The following is a 23368-nucleotide window of genomic DNA, read 5'->3' on the forward strand; positions in this document are numbered from 1 at the left end:
TTAATAAAGAAAAAATAAGATAATCAGGATAATCTGGAAGGCTAGCACATTGGCTTTACGCCACTCAACATAAATAATCCACCTTCTTCCTCAGGTTTCGAATAGATTTTATTGTGAACTTCATTATCAGTTTTTAAATCAATAAAGCCCACCTTATCCAATAGATATAAATCTCTTTCTGGTCGGCTATGTTTACTTATATCCAAGTTGGATTTGATGGCATTTGCCTCTTCCATAATTTCTTTAGGATATCTTTCATGCCCCTCTTGACTGAAAACTGTCGCTCCGAAATCGCCATCAAAATTTATAAACATTCCTCCTGGCTTCAATACCCGAAATATTTCACTATAACATTTAAATAAATCTGGAATAGTCCAAGTCATAAGACGTGTAAAAACAAGATCAAATTGATCATCATCAAATGCCAAATTTTGAGCATCCATTACATGATAATCCACTGTTAGATTTAATGCATCAGAAACCTGTTTTGCTTCATTTATCATGTTTGGTGAGAGATCAATAGCGGTCACCGCAAAGCCTGCCTTGGTCATAATATTACCAAAGTATCCTGAAGCAGTCCCTATCTCCAAAATACTCTTTCCCCCCAACTTTGGGTCAAGCAATATTTCTCCAAAGAAATTCAACCAATTTGCCGTTTCTGGTTGGGACCAGGCCTCCTCTTTCTCTTCACGCCAAATCTTACTCTGCTTGTCCCAATACGATGTAATCCTGTTAATTATCATAATAAATCTATAATTTTATCAGCTTTTTGCTTTCCATAAAGATGGGTAATAATTTCTTCAACCTGCCCCTTCTGATCTAATTGCTTATCCCCATACGCCCAATGATGTATTGCCGTTGCTGTACAAAGCGCTTTCAAGGTATGTGGGTTGTAGGCAAACATTGGCAACAGATTAAAAATCTGCTTCTCCTTTATCGCAGGAATATCCGCAAACTCCTTTCGTTTATAAAATAATTGTGGACTATCGTTCCACATGACAATCATATCAGGGTTCCAACCGATCAATGTTTCCGCGTTAATATTCGGCTGATCCAACTCAAAAGGACAGACATTTTCGACGCCGGCCATTTCCAGGCAAGCGTGCATCATACTCTTCGTACCTGTTGTCGAAAAAATACGACCATAGGCCCAAGTAAAATATACCCGTCGTTTCTTTGTAATCGTATCAGAAGTTTTTTTGATTAGTTCCTCTTTCTGCTTTACATAGGAAATCAACTCCATACCCCTTTCTGTACTCGCTGTAAGTGTTGCAATATCCTCCACTGTTTTAAACACCTCTGCTTTCAATTCGGCTTTCGTTGCATACACCTTCATTCCAGCATTTCGTAAACCCTCTATCAGATCCGCCTGACCAGCATGTACAATTACTAAATCTGGACTGAGTCCGACAATCTGTTCAACGCTTCCCTGATTATTTGTCCCTACTACCGGTAATTTCCGTTCCAAGATTCTTGCGTCCATTTTCGAAAAGATGGGAAATAGTTCATCACTGGAATAAACATCATTAAATAGCCCGACAATTTTATGCTCTGCCTGCAGCATATATAGCGCGTCCAATCCAGGTTCGTATAAGCATACGATACGTTCCGCGGGTTTCTCTAGCGCAATAAGATGCCCTTGCGCATCGGTGACCTCTACAGCCGCTCCATTCGCTTTTTCTTTTTGATTTTCGCCACTACAGCCTATCCAAATAGGAAATAGGATCACTATCAACTTTTTTATAAAATTTATTTTCATCGTTTTTTACAGATTTATTCCCAATGAGAGCCTTGCATGTATAGGTGCCATTTGTACCCAATAGTACATATTTCCGCTACCATTACGCCAAGCTGTAGAATACATTTTTTCGTTCAAGAGATTATTGACGATTAGATTAATACGGTACTTATCGTTGCTCCATCCTGCTCCGGCATCCAATCGAAAGATATCTTTGAGAGCGACAGGATTTGTTGATGTAAAACGCTCAGCTCGACCAACGAGCCATTGATATCCCAAGGATACTGTTAAACCTTTTACACGTTCGATAGGCAATAGATAATTCAACCAAGTATTGTGAATATGTTTTACCCGATTGGGTGTGGCCAGCCCAATATTTTCGGGTTTCATTTCATCCGCAGAGATTTTAGAATCTGTGTAAGCATAGTTAATCACCGCATTCAGGCCTTTTGTCAGTCTTCCCTTGAGGTCAAACTCAACTCCTCTTGATTTACTTTCCCCAGTCTGATAGATCAGATTGGATACTGGGTCAGGTGTGATCAAACGATTTCTTTCGATATGATAGACAGAAACACTTGTATTCCATTTTCCCTCCATCCAGTCACGTTTAATCCCTAATTCATAGTTTACTCCTTTTAATGGTTTTAACGCTGTACCATCCACGGAAATTCCTGCTTGTGGCAAATAACTCTGGTCATGTAAGAAATAGAGTGAAGTATTTCGATCCAATGCATAATTGACTCCCAATCGTGGGGTTAAAACAACATCTTCTGAATTACTCTTTGCACCATAGTCATTTGTTTTGCCATTCGATGCAGTGACACGTAAACCGAGAGAAATCCGTAGTTTTTCATCCAGAAAAAGTAATTCATCCATTGCATAAGCCGAAACGTAGAAAAGTCGTCGGTGTATTTTACTTCCCTCGGACGTAAAATCATTTTGCGAAGCAAAATCGCCGCCTATACCTGTATTAAGTATTGTTTCCGAGTACTGTGGATTCGTAATGGACAGCGGATAGACGGTTGTCGCGGTGCCCCATGTATCCCAACTTCGGGATGATTTATTATTGATATCAATTCCAGTGATGATACGGTGGCCAACATTTCCAGTTTTAAAATATCCATTCAGATAAGCCTGCGTAGAAAAGATACCGTATTTATTCGAATCGTAAACTAGATTTCTATCCAAAATGTCCTTATTCTCGGCATTCGCACCATTCACCCAAAACAACGTACCATTATAGCCACTACGGATATACGCCAATTTTGTTGTCAATTGCCAATCACTCTTAAATTTATGTTGAAATGTCAGAAATGCATTATGGTCGTTACCTACAAAAGGTCGTATACTAGGGTCAGTAATGGTAAAATCTTTCGGGAGTGTACCATAACCGTAGGGGGACATCTGTGCTTCACTGAGAAGAAGATAGTTCAATTGTTGATAGATGTATTCAGCTGTTATCGAAGTGCGATCGCTAAATTGATATTTTAATGAGGGCGCAAACAACAATCTATTATTTTGATCATGTTTGAGAAACCCGTTACCACGCATACCCATGACATTTAAACGGTATTGGACTTTATTGCTTTTATCCAGTTGCCCATCCAAATCTACGGCGGCACGCAACAAACCAAAACTTCCGGTTAGCAAATCGAAACTCCTTTTGGTTTCTCCAGTTGGTTTTTTTGTAATGATATTATAGGAACCGGATGGGTCACTAATGCCATTCATAAAACCACTGGGCCCCTTTACAAATTCCACACGCTCAATAATCGCCAAATCATCTGCTATTGGCCCCTTACCCAATGGGCGCATATCCACGCCATTGCGTTGTGCACTGATATAGCCTCCACGCGAATATATATCAGGGGATATACCATTGTGTAGTTCCTCTCTAAAAGTGCCACTTACGTTGCGGGTAGCACTCTCATTTAGGTTCAATACTGCCTGATCCCGAAAAATCTCGTTATTAATGACCTGAATATGTTGTGGTGCTTTCAATAAAGATGTTTCTAAGCGCAATGCTTCAGACAATTGTTTGGGATTATACCGCTTGTAATATTTAGAGGTGATTTCTATTTCATCAATTTTTAACAACTTTAAGGTGTCAGATGAAATAGTCTGTGCATTAAGACAAAAAGGAGCAGCAATTAATAAAGGTGTAACAAGGCCTTGGAATTGTAACATAATTAGATAAAGAATTTTTGTTACAAAAATCCAAAAACAACATTAAAACTCAATAAGAACAATCTTAATAAACCATAAGCGTAATATTAAGATTGTCTTAGAAATTAAGTAGCTACTAAATTATTGAGGTCTTCTCAGACCTCATTTTTGTTAATCCATTTTGTTACTTCTGGTGCCACATAGTTGTCCATCTTATCTAATAGCTCTTCAATTGAATCACTTATCAACAGCATTTCTCTATTCTCCTGTTTTAAAAGTCCCTCAACAACCATATGATCCATAAATTTGATCAAATGATCATAAAACCCATTAATATTTAATATCCCCACTGGCTTACGATGGAGACCGAGTTGTCCCCAGGTAGTCATTTCAAAAAGTTCCTCAAGCGTTCCGAATCCTCCTGGCAAAGCTATTATTCCTTCGGCATGATCATTCATGATTCGTTTACGATCATGCATACTATCCACTGTAATTAATTTTGTTACGCCGCGATGTTCTCTTTCTTTTGAGTTTAGAAAGTGGGGAATTACGCCAACGACCTCACCGCCTTTTTCTAAAACGGCATTTGCAACCACCCCCATTAATCCTGCACGGCCACCTCCGTACACCAACTGAACGTTTCGCTGCGCAAACGTATAACCTACATATTTTGCCTGATCTTCATATATGCTGGAGTTGCCTAAACTAGAAGCACAAAACACAACAATGCTTTTGATTTTATTCATATACAAGTATAAAAAATTAAGCTACCTAAATCCATTTTTTTAGCAATTTAAATATTATTTTTTTCTCTGTATATGGTGGATAGATCAATGTAGAAAGTGCATATCTAGATTGACGCATCACAGCGCGTTCATGTGAAAATGCCTTGAAGCCAAAAAAACCATGGCAACTTCCCTGGCCACTACCGTTAACACCACCAAACGGTAAATGAGGATTGGAAACATGGATAAGTACATCATTGATACAAACGCCGCCCGATGCTACTTGCTGTACAACCTGTTGAATATGATGTTTGTTTTCGCTAAATACGTACAATGCAAGAGGCTTTTCACTTCGATTTACGATAGCAATTGCTTCTTCCAATTTCCCATACGTTATCACCGGAAGAATAGGTCCAAAGATTTCCTCTCCCATGATCGTATTATCCAATGAAACATCTAATAACAATGTCGGACTCAAGGTTAAATCCTCAGACAGTACACCTCCTTCAACTAATCGGGCTCCCCCTTGAACCGACTTATTGATCAAAGCAATAAGACGATCAGCATGCCTCTGGTTGATAATTTTCGCGTAGACATTCGGATCTATTTTACCATCCTTCGAAAAAAACATCTTTTTCACCGCATTTAAATAATGTCCCACAAATTCGTCACGTCGCTTTTCCGGAATAAGAACATAATCTGGAGCTATACAAGTCTGACCAGCATTGATCAATTTTCCCCAAGCTACTTTATTTGCTGCCTTTTCAAAGTGGGTGGTTTCATCCAATATAACCGGAGACTTCCCTCCGAGCTCCAAGGTTACTGAACTCAAATGATCGGAAGCAGCCTTCATAATATGTTTACCAACGATAGAACTTCCTGTAAAGAAAATATGATCAAAAGGAAGTTTCAAAAGAGTTTCCGCTGTAGATTTTTCACCCGTTATGCAAACAACTTCTTTCACATCAAATGATTCGGATATCATCTTCTGAATCACTGCTGCTGTGTATGGACTATGTTCAGAGGGTTTTAGTACGATGCAATTGCCAGCAGCAATCGCAGATACCAAGGGGCTCATCGTAAGCTGAAAGGGGTAATTCCAGGGCGATATAATCAGAACCACTCCTTTGGGTTGATAGACGATCGAGCTTTTTGCCAGCAAGTTTGTCACCGATCTCCCTACGCGTTTGGGTAGCATCCATTTTTGCAAATGGCGAATAGCAAAATCGATTTCACCATAGATAAAGAGCACCTCACTTATTGCGGCCTCATTTCTTGATTTACGCAAATCTTTCGCCAACGCTTCATAAATTAAATCCTCGTTACTTTCAATCGCACGACGCAATTTACGCAGCTTTTTTATCCGTTGCTGGGCATCACTCTGTCGTAATTCGATTTGAAAGAGTTGCTGTTGCTGAAATATTGAATCTATTTGCTCAATCATACTGTTCTAATTAATATAAATTGAAAGGTGATGATATTTTTATTTTTTCTTGGGCATATTATCTATCCATTGCCGGATCAAATCCACACCTTCCTTATGGATAATACTTCGGGCCAATTCGGGCATTGCCGTACCCGGCTCGGTACTATTCATTCGATAAAGCAAGATAGAATGCTTTGAATCTCCAGGTATTATATCAAAGTTTAAGCCACCTGCCCCTCCTCCGGCAGATACAGGTGCTTTATCCACACCCAGATGTGCCGGTTCGTTCTCTTCATAATTGAGAAATAACCCTGTATTAAATGCGTCACCACCTTTCGTATGACAGTGTGCACAATTGACGTCCAAATAAGCTCTGGCACGTTCTTCAATACTGTATTTTTCTCTATCGGTCCATACGGGCAGTTGTGAAATATTCTTTAAGTCGGGCATATTTTTCAACAATCCCAGCGAACTCCAACGGGTCAATTGGTTGACAGAATCGCCTGTACGCACAAAATTCAGATTGCGCGCTTTAGGACCTATTGGCATTAGTTTCGATGCATTATTATGACAACGTTTACAATCATTGGTATTCGGCACCATATAATTTGTTGTATGTTTATTACCAGAGTTATCGACCAACGTGATTGCCAGTTTCGATCCTCTAATATGCTTAACTGCATCTGTTTGCTCCGTATTCCAAAGGTAATTCATGACTTTCCAATTATGATCTATTGGATCTTTAACCAACAAACGGGTTTCAATGACGACCTTTTGTCCCTGAACATTGATATAGGAGAAATTTTTAACAATTATGGTTGAATCAGGAAAATCCAAAGGTCCCTGTGCAGTATATTCAATTGATTTTCCCCGTGGAAGAACAATAAAACGATCTTTAACCATATAGTCAGAAAACAGAGGTGTACTTAGCTCGTACGGAAGCACCCCCTCTTGCGGCATTAGACTACTTAGCTTTCCCTTGAAAAACCCATAATCAGATAGTTTTTCTTTAAATACGAAAGATGTATTGGTTTGTTCTGATTTATTCTTTCCCTGTCGGCAGCTTTGTTGCAAAGTCAAGGAGAATACAGTCAAAACGATGATAACAGCAATGGTCAATTTTATATTTCTCACAGTTATTTACATTGAAATGGTTTCACATTACTTGATGGTTTCCATTTATCTGCTTGCCCCGCATGTTTAAAATCTGCCGAAACAAACATATTTTCACCGGGCTGGTCAATACAAATAGAATCTGGATTTAAGGAAGTACCATTGGTCATAATGTTGCTGGTGATTCCATCGTACAGGATCGCAGGGATTCTTTTCACCGAACGATTGGGTTCAACGGCATTCAGCTGTGCTTCAGTAGCAATAATTAACTGGCCAATACGATGTTCATAAGCCGGTTGTGGGAACTTGTCTTCCATCTTTATGGTGTTGCCATGGATCTTAATATGAGTCGGTATTGGCGAGTAATTGGCATTGATACGTTCAGCAGCTTTTTCATCTACAGCAAAACCAGAAGCTATAGTAATCGCCGAAGTATTATTTTTTTCAATCGTATTATCATATATTTCGATATTTGAGGTGGAAAGGATAATAATTCCACTTCCGGGAGAGGCGTTTCCTACGCCCCAAAAAGTTCCAAAACTTCCTCCTTTCGCAAAATTCTTGAAATTGTTATCATAGATCTTGTTACGATAGGCTTTCACATGACCACCTCGCTGCGATAGATCAGGTAGATCAAAAATCAAAAAACCTGCTGTATTGCCATAAAACTCATTGTCATATACCTCAGCATCTGTTGTATTTTCAATTTCACAGCCAGCTACATTTTTGGATGCCTTACAATTTTTCACCACTACGCCCTTGGTCTGCCCTACATAGATACCGGCATCAGAAGCGCCCTCGGCATAGCAATTCTCAATCAACACATTCTTACAGAGTACAGGATAAATTCCATATCCACCGCTGGTGGAATCAGCCGAACTCCATATACTGTGAAGATCTGCAATAATGATGTCCTGACTGTTGTTTATCTTCAATAAATCACCTTTTGAATCCCGGATCGTCATATTTCCGATGGTTAGTCCTTTGACATCAGTGATACGAATCCCCTCTCCTCCCTGTGTCTGCCCCGAAAAATCCACAATTGTTTTATCATGCCCGTCGCCGTCGATTTTAATATGATTTACCTGGGCGATACTCAGGTTTTCAAAACGATATTTACCTGCTTTCAAGTGTATATTGGTACTATCTTTAATCGACAGAAAAGCCTCTTCAATCGCTTCCTCCTGCCCCGGACCAAAAGTCAACACATTATAATCTGTGCCTTGTTGATTCTTACAGCTCCAAAAGACGAGTCCGATGAACACCATTATGAGCCTGTTTTTTACATGTCTTTTCATGATTTATCTTTTTATGATTTATTTTGGTTAAAAAATATTATAGGCATAGGTGACATAATACACCGCACCAATACGAGGGTTGGCTATACCAGTAGAATAATATTTGTTCGTAATATTTGTACCACCGATACGAATGCCAGAACGCGCTTTAATAAGCTTATAGCTCACCTGTGCATCAATTACAGTTGAGCTAGGCACCTGCCCCGCCGCAAGCCCCCCAGACACAACATAATAATAACCGGGTTTATAACGAAGTGATGTACTAAACGACCAGACTTGTTTTTTACCAAAACCACTATTTCCAAATTCAAAGTTAAAGTGATAATTAGGTGTATTAAAGTTATTGATCTGGCTATTGTTTTTATTTTTAAGATAGTCCGAGTAATAGTTTGCCTTGGTCATAAAATTCTTGCCCAGATCTACGCTTACACTTGCAGCATAGCCGTATGTATTTACTGTTTCTCCACCATTAAAAGCGACATTATATTGAACATAAGTAGCATGATCCTTAAAAGCGTTGACATCGTCAGTACCCGGTGTATTGGCTACATTGGCATAACCGATAAAATTCTTCCATGTTGAAAAATAACCAAGGACATCAACCATGACACGCTTACCAAACATCGCTGCGTATCCTAACTCAAAAGCATTGACTGACTGCGGTTTGATATCATCAAACTTAAATTGCTGAAGTACTTTCGGATCATTTGTCGACTGAAATTTTTGTACACTTTCTAATGTATAGGGTGGATAGCGGTCAAATTGATAGTTATCAATCAATAATAGTGAGGATCCACCGGATGAAAAACTATTATAACCATTCAATGTATTTTGAAGAGCCTGAATATTAGAAGGGAAACTATATGCATTCTGATAAGAGAAACGCAAATAATTCTGTCTTTGCATATCATAGACCAATGATGCACGTGACGTAAGCCGTGGTTGAGCAAATAATGTATTTTTATCATATCGAAAAGAAGTCGCGATATTCAACCGTTCGTCCATGACTCTCTTTGCCATTTGAAGATAAGCGCTGTATTCATTGACATGAATCGGTTTATCCTTATCTGGGAAAAGTGTATTTTTAGAATTGAGACTATACAGGCGCCAATTGACACCCGCTATGACCTGCATAAATTTAATATGATCTGAGAAATTATATTGCGCTTCAGCATTATATAACTTACTACGGTCAAGAAATAATGTCCCACCTTCTGAAATTGGCGTATTGCTAATGCTATCTTTAAGTCTATTGAATATTGCGCTACCAAGTTCCGCCCGGCCCTGGTCAGCTAAAGTACGTCCTTGGAGATGAGCATCTGTAAGCGATGTGCCAGTAGCAAGTGCATTAAGAAGACCAGCTGTATACTCCGGATACCAGCCTCCTACATTACCATCGTAACTTGTTTTCCAGGACTCATTGATGTATTGGGCCGTCGGTCCGGCGACGAGTGTTTTACCTGAATTTTCCTGAGTCGTATAAGCCCGTACAAACCATTTGTCACTTCGTACCTCCAAACGATATTGGCCAACTTTAAATCCTTTTAACTGATAACGGGTATCATTGGTATACACTATATTTCCAGTGCCAAAAGTCGCCGAAGCAATCGCTTCGATATCCGGTGAAATCTTATAGCGAAATTCACCATTTACCTTAAAAAGCCTGGCCCTATTATCGAGATAGCCATACTCAGCATAGCCTGTCCGGGAAACATAATTTGAATGAGTAAGCAGGGGTTCAACAATTGGCGCCAAATCTGGATTTCCAGCAAGTGCAGCTTCCAGGAAAGGGTTGATATCGACCGAAGTTGCCCCTCCGTACATATTGACACCATTATAATTTGGATCCGTTAGCGCTGTACCCAAGCCATTTTTATTCGTTTCATCATTAGCTACCCAATCTTTTGCCTGGGTATATTGACCATTGACCTTAAAAGCAATCTTATTACTCAATTGTTTAGCATAGCGAATTGTCCAATCATAATAGGGCGATGCGGGAACAGGATCATTGTTCTTTTTCGCGTTTACATGATTGACTCCCTGCGTCACCAATACACTTAATCCCTGATATTTGAATGGATTTTTCCCAGTTGCGATCATGGTTCCGTTGAGCCCACGGGAGCCATATAAGGCAGAAGAAGCACCTGATAAAAGCTCAATATTATCGACATCAAGTTGGGTCAAACCAATAACTGAGCCCAGCGGAAAATTCAATCCCGGGGCTTGATTGTCCATACCATCAACAATCTGTGTAAAATTTGTATTCCCGCTTGTATTGAACCCGCGTGTCGTTACACTGGTGAAACCGATACTGGACACCGTAACATCGACTCCTCGCAGGCCCTGAAGCATGTCCATATAACTTATTTGAGCAGAATTACGGATATCTTTGTTACTGATCTGCTCGATGGTCACAGGGGAAGACAATTTGGTCTGAACTGTTCGGCTAGCGGACACAACCACCTCCTGCCCCAGTATCGGCGAAACATTAAGCGGAATTTCTAAGGGGGAAGCTGCGCTCTCGACAAGAACCTCACGGGGTTCAAAGCCGATCGCCGAAATAGAAAGGATTAGGGGCAAAGGCAGATTCGTTTTCAATTGAAAACGACCTCGATCATCCGAAAAGGTACCTTCCTTACTGTCTTTTATACGTATGGAGATTGCATAGGCGGCCTCCCCGGTCAGGCTATTACTAACACGCCCGTTTATCGTCTGTTGCGCAAACAAAGAAAATGGAGCGCAGATGCAGAGAATCTGGATTAATAAGGTAATTTTTTTCATAGTTTATATTGGTTAGCGTATAATATTCGCTTCAATGCCTCACTTTACCCCATCCATGATTCCCTGAAACAGGTCATCATCCCTGTTTTCTGATCCCCTTGAAAATCAAGGAAACCAAAAATTTAGTATCCCGAAGACTTTGCGCATAGTCGATCTCGACTTGCTTCTTTAGGATCGCTTGTTGCTCTGTACTATGTTTTAATGCATTCGCAAAATTGATTAGTACAGAAGCAGTATTTTCTGGATCTTCCATATCCAGCTGCTCCCGATCAATGGCCTGCACCAAAAGTTTTGTCAGAAAATCTTTTTCCTGCACCATCATCGCATCATATAGTTCAAAAAAACGAGGCAAAATCTTATCAAGCGATTCTACCGACACTCTATTCATATTGAGCACATTCGTGTAATAGTTCAATCGCGATTCTAAATAGAACCCGATCTGATTCTCCACGCCTTTTTTCTTTAAGGTACTCTGTTGCAATGTATTTATAAAAGACTCACCCTCACGGATCGCAACTTCTATAAAAATATCTTCCTTGTTCTTATAATAATAGTAAAGCGAAGTTTTATTCAATCCTACGGCTTTCGCAATATCGTCCAATGTCGTCTTCTCCAAACCATATCGCTCAAAACACTCCATTGCGGCCTGACCAATCCGCTCCTTAACCTGTTCCTTTTTGTTCATCTGAATTAAAGTTAGTTATATATTTTCAATTTTCAAACATTTTAATAAAATGTTTGAAAATTGAAAATATATAAAATGAATACTGTTATTTAGCAATCTCAAACAGCAAGTTGATATTCAATGCATATACCAACCAGCATATTCCTGCTACAGGTTAAATTTAACATTTCGCAGGTAGTTTTAGATTCGCTATTTCAAAAAACGTAATTTTTAATTACACGCTGCTCAAGATGTTATTTTCTTGCCTTATGAAAAGAATAAAAAAACAAAAATGTATTATAATTGTAATGAGAAAGTGACATTTAACAATTTAAAAAAATATAAATATGAACCAGATTATGAACATGATAGCGATTACGGGTCTCAGCGCAGTACTCCTTTCGTCAACCCCAGTACCTCAGCAAGGTGTAGGTCATAACAACTACAACGAAGCAATCGAGCAAGCCCCACTTACAAAAGGAATAGAAGGTACTGATTCCTTATTGCAATACTTCGACCAGACAACCAAAGAACTCGAAAAACAAGTCTCAGGTCTTAGTGAAGCTCAGCTACAATTTAAGGCAGCCCCAGACAAATGGTCAATCAGCCAATGCCTGGAACACATTATACTCTCTGAACGTATGATTTTTGATATGGCAAAAGCGTCGTTGACAAAAGCTCCCCAACCAGAAAGAAAAAGTGAGGTTCAGATGACTGACGACAATCTAAAAACGACAATTACTGATCGAAGTCATAAGTTTCAGGCCCCCAAAGAACTTCAACCGACCGGTATATACAAAGACTCAAAAACAGCTTTAGCTGATTTTCGTACCGCAAGACAACCGGTCATTGATTACATAAAAAAAGCAGATGCTAAAGACCTCCGCAACCATATCAACGATTATCCGACAGGCGTCGTAGATGGTTACCAAGGCTTGATGTTTATAGCGGCACATTGTGCCCGACATACCAAACAGATTGAAGAAGTAAAAGCAGATCCTAACTTTCCAAAACAATAAGATCATGAAAAAAATGAATTATCAGGTCACGATCGATTCCCCTGTTGATCATGTATTTAAGACAATGCTCGATAAAGAAACGTACAAAAAGTGGACAGCCGCCTTTAACCCAACTTCTGACTTTGAGGGTAGCTGGAAAAAGGGTGCCAAGATTTATTTTACAGGCATCAATAAAGATGGTGAAAAAGAAGGTATGGTAGCGGAGATAGCCGAAAATATTCCAAATAAATACATATCTATTCGTCACTACGGTATATTGGACAAAGGTAAAGAGATTACCGAAGGACCTGCTGTCGAAGGCTGGGCAGGTTCATTGGAGAATTATACTTTTACGGATCTTGATGGTAAAACATTATTAAAGGTTGATGTGGACACCAATGAAGAGTATATTGAATATTTTGACGAATCGTGGCCAAAAGCTTTACAAATTCTCAAAGAAATCAGTGAAGGATAAGATTTTAAAGAGTCTACTCATTCATAATAAAAAGACTATATAGTCAATAAAAAAAGCCAAATCTTAATTTAAAGATTTGGCTTTTTTTAAGTGCCCAGGAGCAGATTCGAACTGCCACGCCCATACGAGCGCCACCCCCTCAAGATGGTGCGTCTACCAATTTCGCCACCTGGGCTCACATTCGCCTTTGGTATCACAAAAATAAAGATTTTTCCTTCTTTTGCAAGGTGAAAAATGCTTTTTAATACTTTATTTCACTAAATTCCTATTGATCAAGGTTCTAATTACACCATCGACCAAACCTACACGGGGAACAATGATTTGTTTTAGACGACCGTACTTCATAATCGTCAGAAAAATCTCACTAGCAGGGATAATTACATCCGCTCTATCTTCATTGAGACCCAGTAAAATAATACGTTCCTTTAAAGAGAAAGACGATAAATGTTCATACACCGCTTTCAATTTTGCGTAAGACAATGGCTTATCCAATTTCTCATTGGACAACCGGGCCAATTTATTGATGTTACCACCAGTTCCTATCCCGATGACCTGTTTATACATATGTGTGTTGCTTCGGACCCACTCTTTGAGCTCATCCCAGGTTTCTGCTTTATCCTGATTATCCAGAATACGTATTGTCCCTAAATTAAAGGATCTTGAATTCACCAGTACACCATTCGCAAATAAAGACAATTCGGTGCTACCACCACCTACATCGATATAAAGATATACCTTGTCTTTTTCCATCTTATTATCCCAATGGCTGTTGTAGATAATTTCAGCCTCCTTCGCTCCTTCTATAATATCGATATTGATTCCGTTTTTCTTGACTTCCGCAACAATATCAGCACCATTTTTAGCATCACGCATCGCAGAGGTTGCACAAGCCATATAGTCTTCCACATGATAAACATCCATCAATTCGCGAAATGCCTTCATCGTTTTTATCAAGCTCTCCGCCTTTCTGGGAGAAATTTCCTGTTGAATGAATGCATCATCGCCCAGGCGTAAAGGAACCCGTAAAAGCGTATTTTTTTTAAAATTGTATTGATCCTTTTGGCCAATGATATCAGCGATCAAAAGACGGACCGCATTGGAGCCTATGTCTATAGCAGCGTATCTCACGTTATATTGTTTCTTATCTATTATTTGATTAAATCATGCTAAAATAACCACAGTTATTAATAACTGTATTATAGTAATGTTAAGTTATTATTAATTTAACAACTCAACAAATTATTTCTCTTTTTGACTCCCCTATTTTTATGAAAAACCGTACCTACTTCATCCCAAAAATAAAACCTATTTTGAATGACAGCGTTTAAAATGGCGTTCAGAAATATCTTGTAAAATCCCAATATAAACACCCAGCAGTATGGTTTTATCCTCTCCTCACCTGTCTTATTTACTACTGTTATAGACCATTCAATTACCTATATAGAATAACAAGTAAACAACAGCATAAAAAAAGGAATATTCAGCTAACCGAATATTCCTTTTCTTCCGATATAAGTTGCTATTTAGTGGTGAGCGTGGCCTTCCACTTTTCCACCAGCCAATTTATAGATTTCTTCAACTTTTTTCAAAGATTCCTCAGAAACATGAATAACCCTATGATTGGTGTTGTGTTCTTCACGGGTTAATCTGCTATTGATCTCACCTTGTTTTTCAAGAACCAATGCTAAAAAAGCTTTATCATTGAATGCAGCAGTACTATCTGATCCGATCGAAGCCGGAGTTTGAAACGCAGGCACACCACGTTGTGCATCACCTACATGTAACTCTTTTGCCAAACCATCCAACTCAGGCAATACGGTCGCATAAGCTTCTTTAATTTTAGCCGCAACATTCTTAACTTCTGTTGAAGTTGATTGTTTTGCTGCTACATCAGCAAGGTTTACCAAATAGTTACCTTCCTCACCAACGAATTTAATCATTGCAAAAGCATCACCATCTGCTAGAGATGCATTGGCATATTGACGCTGTCTATTTGCAGCTGTTTCACCACAAGATGCAAATACAGTACTCGCACAAGCAGCTACAATAAATAACTTATTAATCTTCATATCAATTTTGTTAACTATACAAAAGTAGATAAAATATACTTTCTGCGAAACCCTATCCGCGAAAAGAAACAAAAATTACGCAACATTCCTTCCCGCATTGATGACACCGAATATTGTCCGTGCGATCAACTTTGAATAATCCTCCCGTTGTGCTTCATCCAGTTTATCCGAATTGAGTGCACGAATTGCATAATGTTGAATCACCAACAAAGGCAATACGATACCTTCTCGCGCCAAAATTGACTCACGGTCTACAGGATAGTTCTCCATCAATTTAGATGTCCCACTGAGCTTTAACAGATACTCTTTGGTAATCTGGTATTCCGCATGAAGATTTTTCCAAAATTCACCATACACCTTATCTTCCTTCATGTAAGCTGTGATATCAAAATTAGATTTGGTCATAGACATCATACAGTTGTCGATCAAGGTCTGGAAGAATCCCGAAGAAACATACAATTGTTGTACATCTTTCCATAGATTATTCTTCTCGGCCCATTGTAAAGCTGTCCCAACCCCGTAAAACCCAGGGATATTTTGCTTCAATTGACTCCACGAAGTAACGAAACTGATCGCACGTAGATCTTCGAGGCGTAATTCCCGTCCTGAATTTCTTTTTACAGGTCGGCTTGAAATATTGATGGATGAAAGTGCTTTCAACGGAGACATCGTTTCCAGATAAGGCAGGAATAACTTATTGGTACGAAGATCCATAAATTTATGATGGCTCAGTTCGGCCAATTTATCAATAATTTCTTGCTGATGTTTGGTCAGCGTGTCACCTACCCGTTGTTTTAAATCAGAGATAATACCCGCATGTAGGAGCTGTTCTATATTAAATCGGGCCGTATCCAAGGAGCCATATTGGCTACTGATCGTCTGTCCCTGTATCGTTAATTGAATATGATCATTGGCAATTTCCTTACCCATGGAAGCATAAAAGCGTTGTGTTTTACCTCCTCCACGTGCCGGAGGTCCACCACGTCCATCAAAAAAGACAAGATCAACATCGTATTCGCGGGAAATAGCTGTCAACTCTATTTTTGCTCTATAGATTGACCAGTTTGCCATTAGGTAACCTCCATCTTTTGTACTATCCGAATAGCCTAGCATAATGGTCTGCTTGTTTCCTCTGCGTTTCAGATGCGCCTTATATTCTTTATTGCTATAGAGCGTTTTCATAACATCGGCAGCTCTGGTCAGATCATCCACTGTTTCAAATAGAGGTACGAAATCTATTGTTAATGCATCTTTCTTCCAACCAGACCACAAAAACAACTGACGCAATCCCAAAATATCACTTGCTTGCTGACAATTACTAATGATAAAACGTTGTGCAGCACGCTCAGAACCCGACCGTTGGATTTCCTTGAGCAATTTAATCACACCAGAAGTATCTTTGGTCAATGGATCCGCATCATCACCGACACTTAAATCCAGCTCCTTAAACTTCAACGCTTTCTGTTTATCAGCTTCATTCAGTTCCAAGTAATTTAATGGAACACCAGTAGCTTCCTGATTTTGTTGAATCAAATAATCTGTTGCATCACGTAGTATACGGCTATCTTGTCTGATATCTAAAGTCGTGAAAAAACAACCAAATGTCATTACTTTACGAAGCAAATCATCAACAATCTCAACAAAGAGACCATTGTGATATTCTTCCAATACGTTTTTGATCGCCTTTAAATTCGTAATGATATTGTCGGTTTCATCTTCTGGATGTTCGACAGGGTTAAAGCTATTTTCGTAAAACAAGGTCTGTAAGTTCTCCATATATTCCTCGACTCCCCTGAATGTAATGCGACGTCTTACAATACGGAAATCGCGGTAATAACATCTAAACAAAATCGTACGCAATAAAGCGGCGACTTTCTTGGTACTTTCAACGCTTACATTCGGATTTCCATCACGGTCTCCCCCTGGCCAAAAGCCCAATTCAATAAGCTGTTTTACCTCTTCAGTATCAACATCCAATTCATCATCAATAAAAGACTGGATCTCCGAGGCTACCTTGTAAAATACATTTTCCAAAAACCAAGCTAAACTTGCTGCCTCGTCTACCGGTGTCGGCTTATTTTTATTGATAAATGGTGTTTTACCTAACTGCTGTAACAATAAATGTATACTATGGATATCATTGGTCTTTATTGCATCGATCAGATCATTAATAATCCCCAATACCGGTCCAGGATAAAATTGAGTGGGGTGAGCGGTAAGTACCAGACGAACGGAGAAATCTTTTAATTTGGAAACGATTTTTCGTCGCATATCACCATTCCCTTCAGCGTTCTTGATCAATGCCCCTAAGACATTTTCATCATCACCACGGCCGACCATTTGAAATGACGAATCCTCTATCGCATCAAACAATACAACCTGACGTTCTATATATTGGACAAAACGAAACAGTAAGTCTATGCGTTGTTCTTCCGAAGAAAACTCTTCATGCTGATCGAAAAAACTCTTTATAATCTCATCTGGAGTCAAATGTTGATCAACACCCTTCTCGCACTGCTTTGCAAAAAATGGCAATAAAGTACCTGTATCTTTAACACGTTGAAATGGTAATGTTAAAAACAAACTTTTGAAAAGTTCAAAGCGTGTCAATACCTCGTCCTGAAAGACGGCCTCATTTTTACTTTGCTTCATATTTAAATCTTTGAAAAATGGTCAAGAGAGTTTAGGTGACTCTTGAGTTTTTGTAATATATCTGAAATTACCCTATGCGCCAAATATAGCAATATTATATTTAAACAAATAAAAAAATATAAATTAATCAAAAAAAACATTAAAATATTATAAAGATATTAATGAAATTTAGTAATTTTTCGTTTTTAGTATATTATCACAGCAAATAGAGAAACCACAGGCTAATATAGCCTTATCTCGTATATTTGTGCTATACATTATGAAACAGACACAAGAAATAAAAAGTTTTTTCTACAGTCAATATTTTGCAGATGGGCTCCGGATCACCATTGGATGCATTGTGCCTGTCCTCATCTTCGCTACCATCGGCCAGTTTACCAATGGGACCATTGTATCTTTGGGGGCTCTTTTAGTTGGACTATCCGACACGCCAGGGGCTCCGAGTCATAGACGCAAAGGTATGATTGCAGGAGCAATACTGACCACTTTGACATTTATCCTCACCAATCTTGTCAATCAAAATGTATATCTCCTCGCCATTTTTATCGGAATCGCCTGTTTTATATTTGCGATGTTTGCGGTATTCAATGGTCGGGCAGCCAATGTAGGCTTGATGTGTATACTGATGATGCTGATCCACGTACAGATACATTACCCTCTTGACCAAGCGATTAACTACCTCGGTTTCTACACACTTGGCGGGCTTTGGTATATTGCAATCAGCCTCTCCATCACACAGGTACGTCCCTATCGATTAGCCGAACAGGAACTTGCAGAAACCATTCGTTATGTGGCAGATTATATTCGGCTAAAAGCAAACTTTTATGATGCCAAGATCGACAATGATAAAAATTACCTTAAACTGATTGACAAACAAGTCGAAGTAAATCAGCATCAGGAAAACGTTAGAGATCTGCTGTTTCAAAGTAAACGATCTATTAAGGATACAACAAAAGTAGGCCGCTACCTTACACTGATCTTTAATGATATTGTTGATCTGTTTGAGCAAAGTATGGCTGCACACTACGACTATAATACAATTAGTGAACGCTTTGGTCCAACAGGCATTCTAGATGATTTTAAAAACGTTATTTTAAAATACACAAACGAGCTCGACAATTTAGCCTACCAGCTCAACACGAATATTCAGCCCAAGCCGCTGTATGATTTCGATGCAGACCTCACACGTCTTCATGCGAAGATTGATCAACTCGACAAAGAAAATCAATACAGTACCTTTGCTCTTCGTAAAGTTCTGATCAATTTACGTGACCTGGTCCGCCGTATAAAAAATATCTACGGCTATTCACACCTGCAACCCGACGATATTAAAAGGAAAGAAATTGATGACGCCAAACGTTTTGTCCAAAGCTCTGCCATTGATCTGAAGAAATTTCGTGAAAACCTTACCTTAAAATCAACAATCTTTAGACATGCTTGTCGTATGGCAATCGTTATGTCAGTCACGTATTATGTTTTTGAGACAACCAATATCACCAATAATGTCTATTGGATATTACTGACAATCATGGTTATCCTGAAACCAGGCTTTGGTCTTACAAAAGAGCGAAATATACAACGTCTTATCGGAACCACCATCGGCGGGCTAATCGGCGCCGTCATCCTATTGACGATACATGATCCAACGATACTATTCGTGCTGCTGGTCTTTTTCTTCCTGACAGCCTATAGCCTATTTAGAGTCAATTATGTTGTCGCTGTCCTATTTATGACTCCTTACGTATTAATCATGCTCAGCTTTGTAAGCTCGAACACCTTGGAAGTAACCAAAGAACGCATTTTGGACACATTCATCGGAGGTATGATTGCTTTCCTATCCAGTTATATTGTTTTTCCAAATTGGGAGAGTATGCAGGTGAAGGAATCTATGCGAAAGCTTTTGATCGCCAATTACAATTATATCTTCCAGGCATTAAAAGAAATTGCAGGACAGGCCCCTTCGATTACTGACTATAAATTAGCAAGAAAAGCCGTTTATGTCGAAACCGCGAATATGGGATCTACCTTTCAACGTATGCTGACTGAGCCTAAAAAAAGACAGAAATACAGCAAGGAGGTCAATAAATTTGTCATATTCAATCATATTCTAGCTTCGTTTTCTGTTACACTGATGAATCACTTGGATGAAATGGATAACAATTACCTCAACAAAGACCATGTCAGAACCATAAGAAAAATATTAAACAGCTTGGATCAATCTATTCAATTACTGTATTCACAAGATTCCAGTGCAGTATTTTCACCGATGGAAATAGAGATATCCAATCATCGTTTTGACAACAGTGACATCAATTCCGCTGATGGGAAGCTCCTGGAAGAGCAATTGGAGTTCCTGTATAAAATTGCACAGGACTTAAATAAAATTGTTCAGGATCTCCATGACAAAAGCGCTGCCGAACAAGCAGCAGAATTATCTAAGTTAGCAAGCTAGTTTATTCTAAAAATTAGCGAAATTTACATTTATGAGCGAAAACACAACAGCCCCCTATGACATCATTATCGTTGGCGGAGGACCTATCGGCCTTGCCTGTGCCTTGGAAGCAAAACAGGCCAATCTCAACTACCTCATTTTGGAAAAAGGATGTTTAGTCAATTCGCTCTATAACTATCCCCAAAATATGACCTTTTTTTCTTCCTCTGAGCGGCTGGAGATTGGGGATATCCCTTTTGTGACAACTAATCCAAAGCCCCGAAGAACGGAAGCCTTAGAATATTACAGACGCATTCAACAGAAATTTGAATTGGATACTCACCTGTTTGAAGAAGTACTGGATATCAAGAAAAACGAGACCGAAAACTTTTATGTCACAACAAGCAAACGTAGTTACACAACAAGAAAAGTTATCATTGCTACTGGCTTTTATGACATCCCCATGCTACTCAATATTCCTGGGGAAGAACTGAACAAGGTGAGACACTACTATGATGATCCACATTACTACAGTGGTCAAAAGGTGATTGTCGTAGGAGCAAGCAATTCATCCATAGATGCTGCTTTGGAAACATTTCGCAAAGGAGCAAAGGTTACCTTAGTGATTCGGAGTAATGAAATCAGCCCAAGGGTAAAATATTGGGTCAAACCGGACATTGAGAATAGAATTGCCGCTGGGGAAATCGATGTACTTTACAACAGTGAATTAACAGCGATAACCGAAACGAGCGCCACAATTCAAACATCGACAGGCATCATTGAGATCGAAAATGATTTTGTACTTGCGCTGACTGGATATCGGCCAAATTTTGATTTTTTAAGGAAGGTAGGAATTGATATCCCAAACCAGCCCCCCTGTATCCCACATCACAACGAACAGACAATGGAAACCAATATTAAAGGCCTATACTTGGCAGGTGTAGTATGTGGAGGTTTAAATACCCATCTTTGGTTTATTGAAAATTCACGTATCCACGCTAAGCAGATCATCGCACATATACAGTCAATGTCGATTTAACTACGTTGATAACGCAATCCATTCAAGAAGATTTTCATCATTTTCTTTTGCAAACTGAGAATATGATCAAATTCTTCTTTGGTTGGAAACAGCATATTTTTCATATCTTTCAATATCCCCATACGCATGCCAAATAACGAATACAATAAAATACGAGCCGTCTCGTTCAGATCATCCACCCGAATCTCCCCAGCATCTATGCCGATCTTAAGAATTTTTTCAATGATTTCAACCTCACGTAGATAAGATTCTTTGAATACCTGCTCCAATTCATCCGGAAGCTCTTTAACCATTTTCATGGTATATTCAAATAAATTATAGTATTGATTGATTGCCTTGACACGCATATCAATAGAGTACATCATGATTTCTTCAAAGTTGCCACCTTTGTCGATAACCTCCTCGATCTCTTCAATCATTTTATCGATAACATACTCAAAAACAGCAGAATACAAACTGTTTTTATCGGGAAAATAATAATAAAGCAGCGCTTTTGAAAAATTAAGATCTTTAGCTATCTCCGACATTGTGGTTTTAGCCATTCCAAAGTGTGCAAAGCGCCTTGTTGCAGCTTCTAGAATTTTGATCCTTTTTACATCTGCATTACCCATTAAACTTATATTTTTTATCGTTAAATAAACGGTTTATACTATCTTTACCGATTATCATGCTAAAGATAGCTGATTTTTTTGAATTTCTGAAAATTAAAGTCAATATGGAATTAAACATTCAATCGAATATATCTTTGAAACCTTTCAATACATTTGGAATAGAGGAAAAGACAAATTTCTTAATCGAAGTGAATGATAATGAAACACTGACCGAAATTTTTAAACAAGGAATTTTCAAAGAAAACTTTTTTGTTCTTGGTGCCGGTAGCAATGTCTTGTTCACTAAACCCTTTGAAGGATACATTATCCGAATGGCTAGCAAGGGTATACAATCAAAAATAGAATCAGATCATGTATATGTTACAGCAAAAGCTGGGGAGGTTTGGAATGACTTTGTTTGGTATTGTATCGAGCATAATTACGCAGGAATAGAGAATATGGCCCTTATTCCGGGTACCGTCGGCGCATCCCCCGTACAGAATATTGGTGCCTATGGCACTGAATTAATGTATGTTTTTCACGAGTGTGAGGCGTTTGACACCACACTGGGTACATTCAAAACGTTCAAAAAAGAGGACTGCAATTTCTCCTATCGAGATAGTATTTTTAAGACTGAACACAAAGGACGTTTTATTATTACAGAAGTGACCTACAAACTTAGTCTTACCCCTAATATTAATACAAGCTATGGTGCTATCGAAACAGAGCTAATTAAAGAAAATATAGCCCACCCCACTATTGCCGATATTGCTACTGTTGTATCAAAAATTAGAGTAGAAAAATTACCGGATCCAAGCACTGTTGGCAACGCGGGAAGCTTTTTTAAAAACCCGGTGATCTCCGTAGACAACTTTGAAAGATTAACTGCTTTGTACCCAACAATCCCGCATTATCCAATGCCCGATCAGCAAACAAAACTAGCAGCTGGTTGGTTAATAGAACAGTGTGGTTGGAAAGGAAAAGAATATGGTCAAGCTGGTGTCTGGAAAAATCAAGCGCTTGTACTAATAAATAGACAAAACGCTAGTGGTCAGGAAATCTATGACCTTTCCGTCCGGATTATTAAAGATGTACAGGACAAATTTGGAATTATACTCGAACGGGAAGTTAATTTATTGTAAAGATTCAAAAAAAAAACATTTGTGCATATTTGAAACTCAAAACAAAATAATATAGCCCCAC

Annotated in this window: 18 protein-coding genes and 1 tRNA gene; 5 read left to right on the top strand and 14 right to left on the bottom strand. The window is 38.8% G+C overall.

From position 1 onward, the window contains the following. Positions 1 to 41: 41 nt before the first annotated feature. The 9 genes from ABFX33_RS20270 to ABFX33_RS20310 all read right to left on the bottom strand — a co-directional run bounded on the left by ABFX33_RS20270 (position 42) and on the right by ABFX33_RS20310 (position 11932). Positions 42 to 743 carry a class I SAM-dependent methyltransferase gene (locus tag ABFX33_RS20270; RefSeq protein WP_346087832.1) on the bottom strand — a complete coding sequence of 234 codons (702 nt, stop codon included), beginning with the start codon at positions 741 to 743 and terminating at the stop codon, positions 42 to 44. Then, positions 740 to 1759 (bottom strand): ABC transporter substrate-binding protein, encoded by a 1020-nt coding sequence (locus ABFX33_RS20275; protein ID WP_257092057.1) that lies wholly within the window; start codon positions 1757 to 1759, stop codon positions 740 to 742. Before ABFX33_RS20275 ends, ABFX33_RS20270 begins: the two co-directional genes overlap by 4 nt. 6 nt (positions 1760 to 1765) lie before the next feature. Continuing rightward, positions 1766 to 3925: a TonB-dependent siderophore receptor gene (locus tag ABFX33_RS20280; RefSeq protein ID WP_346087835.1), complete on the bottom strand. Its 2160-nt coding sequence runs from the start codon at positions 3923 to 3925 to the stop codon at positions 1766 to 1768. Between the two features lie 134 nt (positions 3926 to 4059). Next, positions 4060 to 4650: an LOG family protein gene (locus tag ABFX33_RS20285; RefSeq protein WP_257092060.1), complete on the bottom strand. Its 591-nt coding sequence runs from the start codon at positions 4648 to 4650 to the stop codon at positions 4060 to 4062. Between the two features lie 25 nt (positions 4651 to 4675). After that, on the bottom strand, positions 4676 to 6073 hold the full coding sequence (locus ABFX33_RS20290; protein ID WP_346087837.1) for an aldehyde dehydrogenase family protein: 1398 nt from the start codon (positions 6071 to 6073) through the stop codon (positions 4676 to 4678). Between the two features lie 39 nt (positions 6074 to 6112). Next, complete coding sequence (locus ABFX33_RS20295; protein ID WP_346087839.1) at positions 6113 to 7189, bottom strand: SO2930 family diheme c-type cytochrome; 1077 nt, start codon at positions 7187 to 7189, stop codon at positions 6113 to 6115. Between the two features lie 2 nt (positions 7190 to 7191). After that, positions 7192 to 8466 carry a parallel beta-helix domain-containing protein gene (locus tag ABFX33_RS20300; protein ID WP_346087841.1) on the bottom strand — a complete coding sequence of 425 codons (1275 nt, stop codon included), beginning with the start codon at positions 8464 to 8466 and terminating at the stop codon, positions 7192 to 7194. 27 nt (positions 8467 to 8493) lie between these two features. Further along, on the bottom strand, positions 8494 to 11247 hold the full coding sequence (locus ABFX33_RS20305) for a TonB-dependent receptor (RefSeq protein WP_346087843.1): 2754 nt from the start codon (positions 11245 to 11247) through the stop codon (positions 8494 to 8496). A 76-nt stretch (positions 11248 to 11323) separates the two neighbouring features. Further along, a complete protein-coding gene (locus ABFX33_RS20310) occupies positions 11324 to 11932 on the bottom strand; it encodes a TetR/AcrR family transcriptional regulator (RefSeq protein WP_346087845.1) in 609 nt (202 codons plus the stop codon). Positions 11933 to 12258: 326 nt separating this feature from the next. Between ABFX33_RS20310 and ABFX33_RS20315 the strand changes: the two genes are divergently transcribed. Both ABFX33_RS20315 and ABFX33_RS20320 read left to right on the top strand, forming a co-directional pair. After that, a complete protein-coding gene (locus ABFX33_RS20315) occupies positions 12259 to 12930 on the top strand; it encodes a DinB family protein (protein ID WP_346087847.1) in 672 nt (223 codons plus the stop codon). A 4-nt stretch (positions 12931 to 12934) separates the two neighbouring features. Continuing rightward, the gene (locus tag ABFX33_RS20320; RefSeq protein ID WP_346087849.1) at positions 12935 to 13384 is read left to right on the top strand and encodes an SRPBCC family protein; all 450 of its coding nucleotides are present in this window, start codon (positions 12935 to 12937) and stop codon (positions 13382 to 13384) included. A gap of 91 nt (positions 13385 to 13475) precedes the next feature. Here the strand turns inward: ABFX33_RS20320 and ABFX33_RS20325 are convergent. The 4 genes from ABFX33_RS20325 to ABFX33_RS20340 all read right to left on the bottom strand — a co-directional run bounded on the left by ABFX33_RS20325 (position 13476) and on the right by ABFX33_RS20340 (position 18105). Beyond that, positions 13476 to 13559 (bottom strand) — tRNA-Leu (locus tag ABFX33_RS20325). Positions 13560 to 13633: 74 nt separating this feature from the next. Beyond that, the gene (locus tag ABFX33_RS20330) at positions 13634 to 14512 is read right to left on the bottom strand and encodes a Ppx/GppA phosphatase family protein (RefSeq protein WP_120260602.1); all 879 of its coding nucleotides are present in this window, start codon (positions 14510 to 14512) and stop codon (positions 13634 to 13636) included. Positions 14513 to 14907: 395 nt separating this feature from the next. Then, positions 14908 to 15453 carry a hypothetical protein gene (locus tag ABFX33_RS20335; RefSeq protein ID WP_257092076.1) on the bottom strand — a complete coding sequence of 182 codons (546 nt, stop codon included), beginning with the start codon at positions 15451 to 15453 and terminating at the stop codon, positions 14908 to 14910. Between the two features lie 75 nt (positions 15454 to 15528). Further along, entirely contained in the window at positions 15529 to 18105 is a 2577-nt protein-coding gene (locus tag ABFX33_RS20340) for a phosphoenolpyruvate carboxylase (RefSeq protein WP_346087852.1), read from the bottom strand. A gap of 259 nt (positions 18106 to 18364) precedes the next feature. Between ABFX33_RS20340 and ABFX33_RS20345 the strand changes: the two genes are divergently transcribed. Further along, a complete protein-coding gene (locus ABFX33_RS20345; protein ID WP_346087854.1) occupies positions 18365 to 20557 on the top strand; it encodes an FUSC family protein in 2193 nt (730 codons plus the stop codon). Between the two features lie 31 nt (positions 20558 to 20588). After that, on the top strand, positions 20589 to 21575 hold the full coding sequence (locus ABFX33_RS20350; protein ID WP_346087855.1) for a YpdA family putative bacillithiol disulfide reductase: 987 nt from the start codon (positions 20589 to 20591) through the stop codon (positions 21573 to 21575). On the opposite strand, the gene ABFX33_RS20355 is transcribed toward ABFX33_RS20350, so the two are convergent. Next, on the bottom strand, positions 21572 to 22186 hold the full coding sequence (locus tag ABFX33_RS20355) for a TetR/AcrR family transcriptional regulator (protein ID WP_120260598.1): 615 nt from the start codon (positions 22184 to 22186) through the stop codon (positions 21572 to 21574). The two genes, ABFX33_RS20350 and ABFX33_RS20355, sit on opposite strands and share 4 nt — an antisense overlap. Before the next feature lie 104 nt (positions 22187 to 22290). Here ABFX33_RS20355 and murB point away from each other — a divergent pair, with 104 nt between their 5' ends. Continuing rightward, positions 22291 to 23307, top strand: coding sequence for a UDP-N-acetylmuramate dehydrogenase (gene murB, locus ABFX33_RS20360; RefSeq protein WP_346087857.1), 1017 nt, complete (start codon positions 22291 to 22293; stop codon positions 23305 to 23307). Positions 23308 to 23368: the final 61 nt, after the last annotated feature.

This window comes from Sphingobacterium ginsenosidimutans (genome assembly GCF_039536865.1).
GTDB classification, from domain to species: Bacteria; Bacteroidota; Bacteroidia; order Sphingobacteriales; family Sphingobacteriaceae; genus Sphingobacterium; species Sphingobacterium detergens.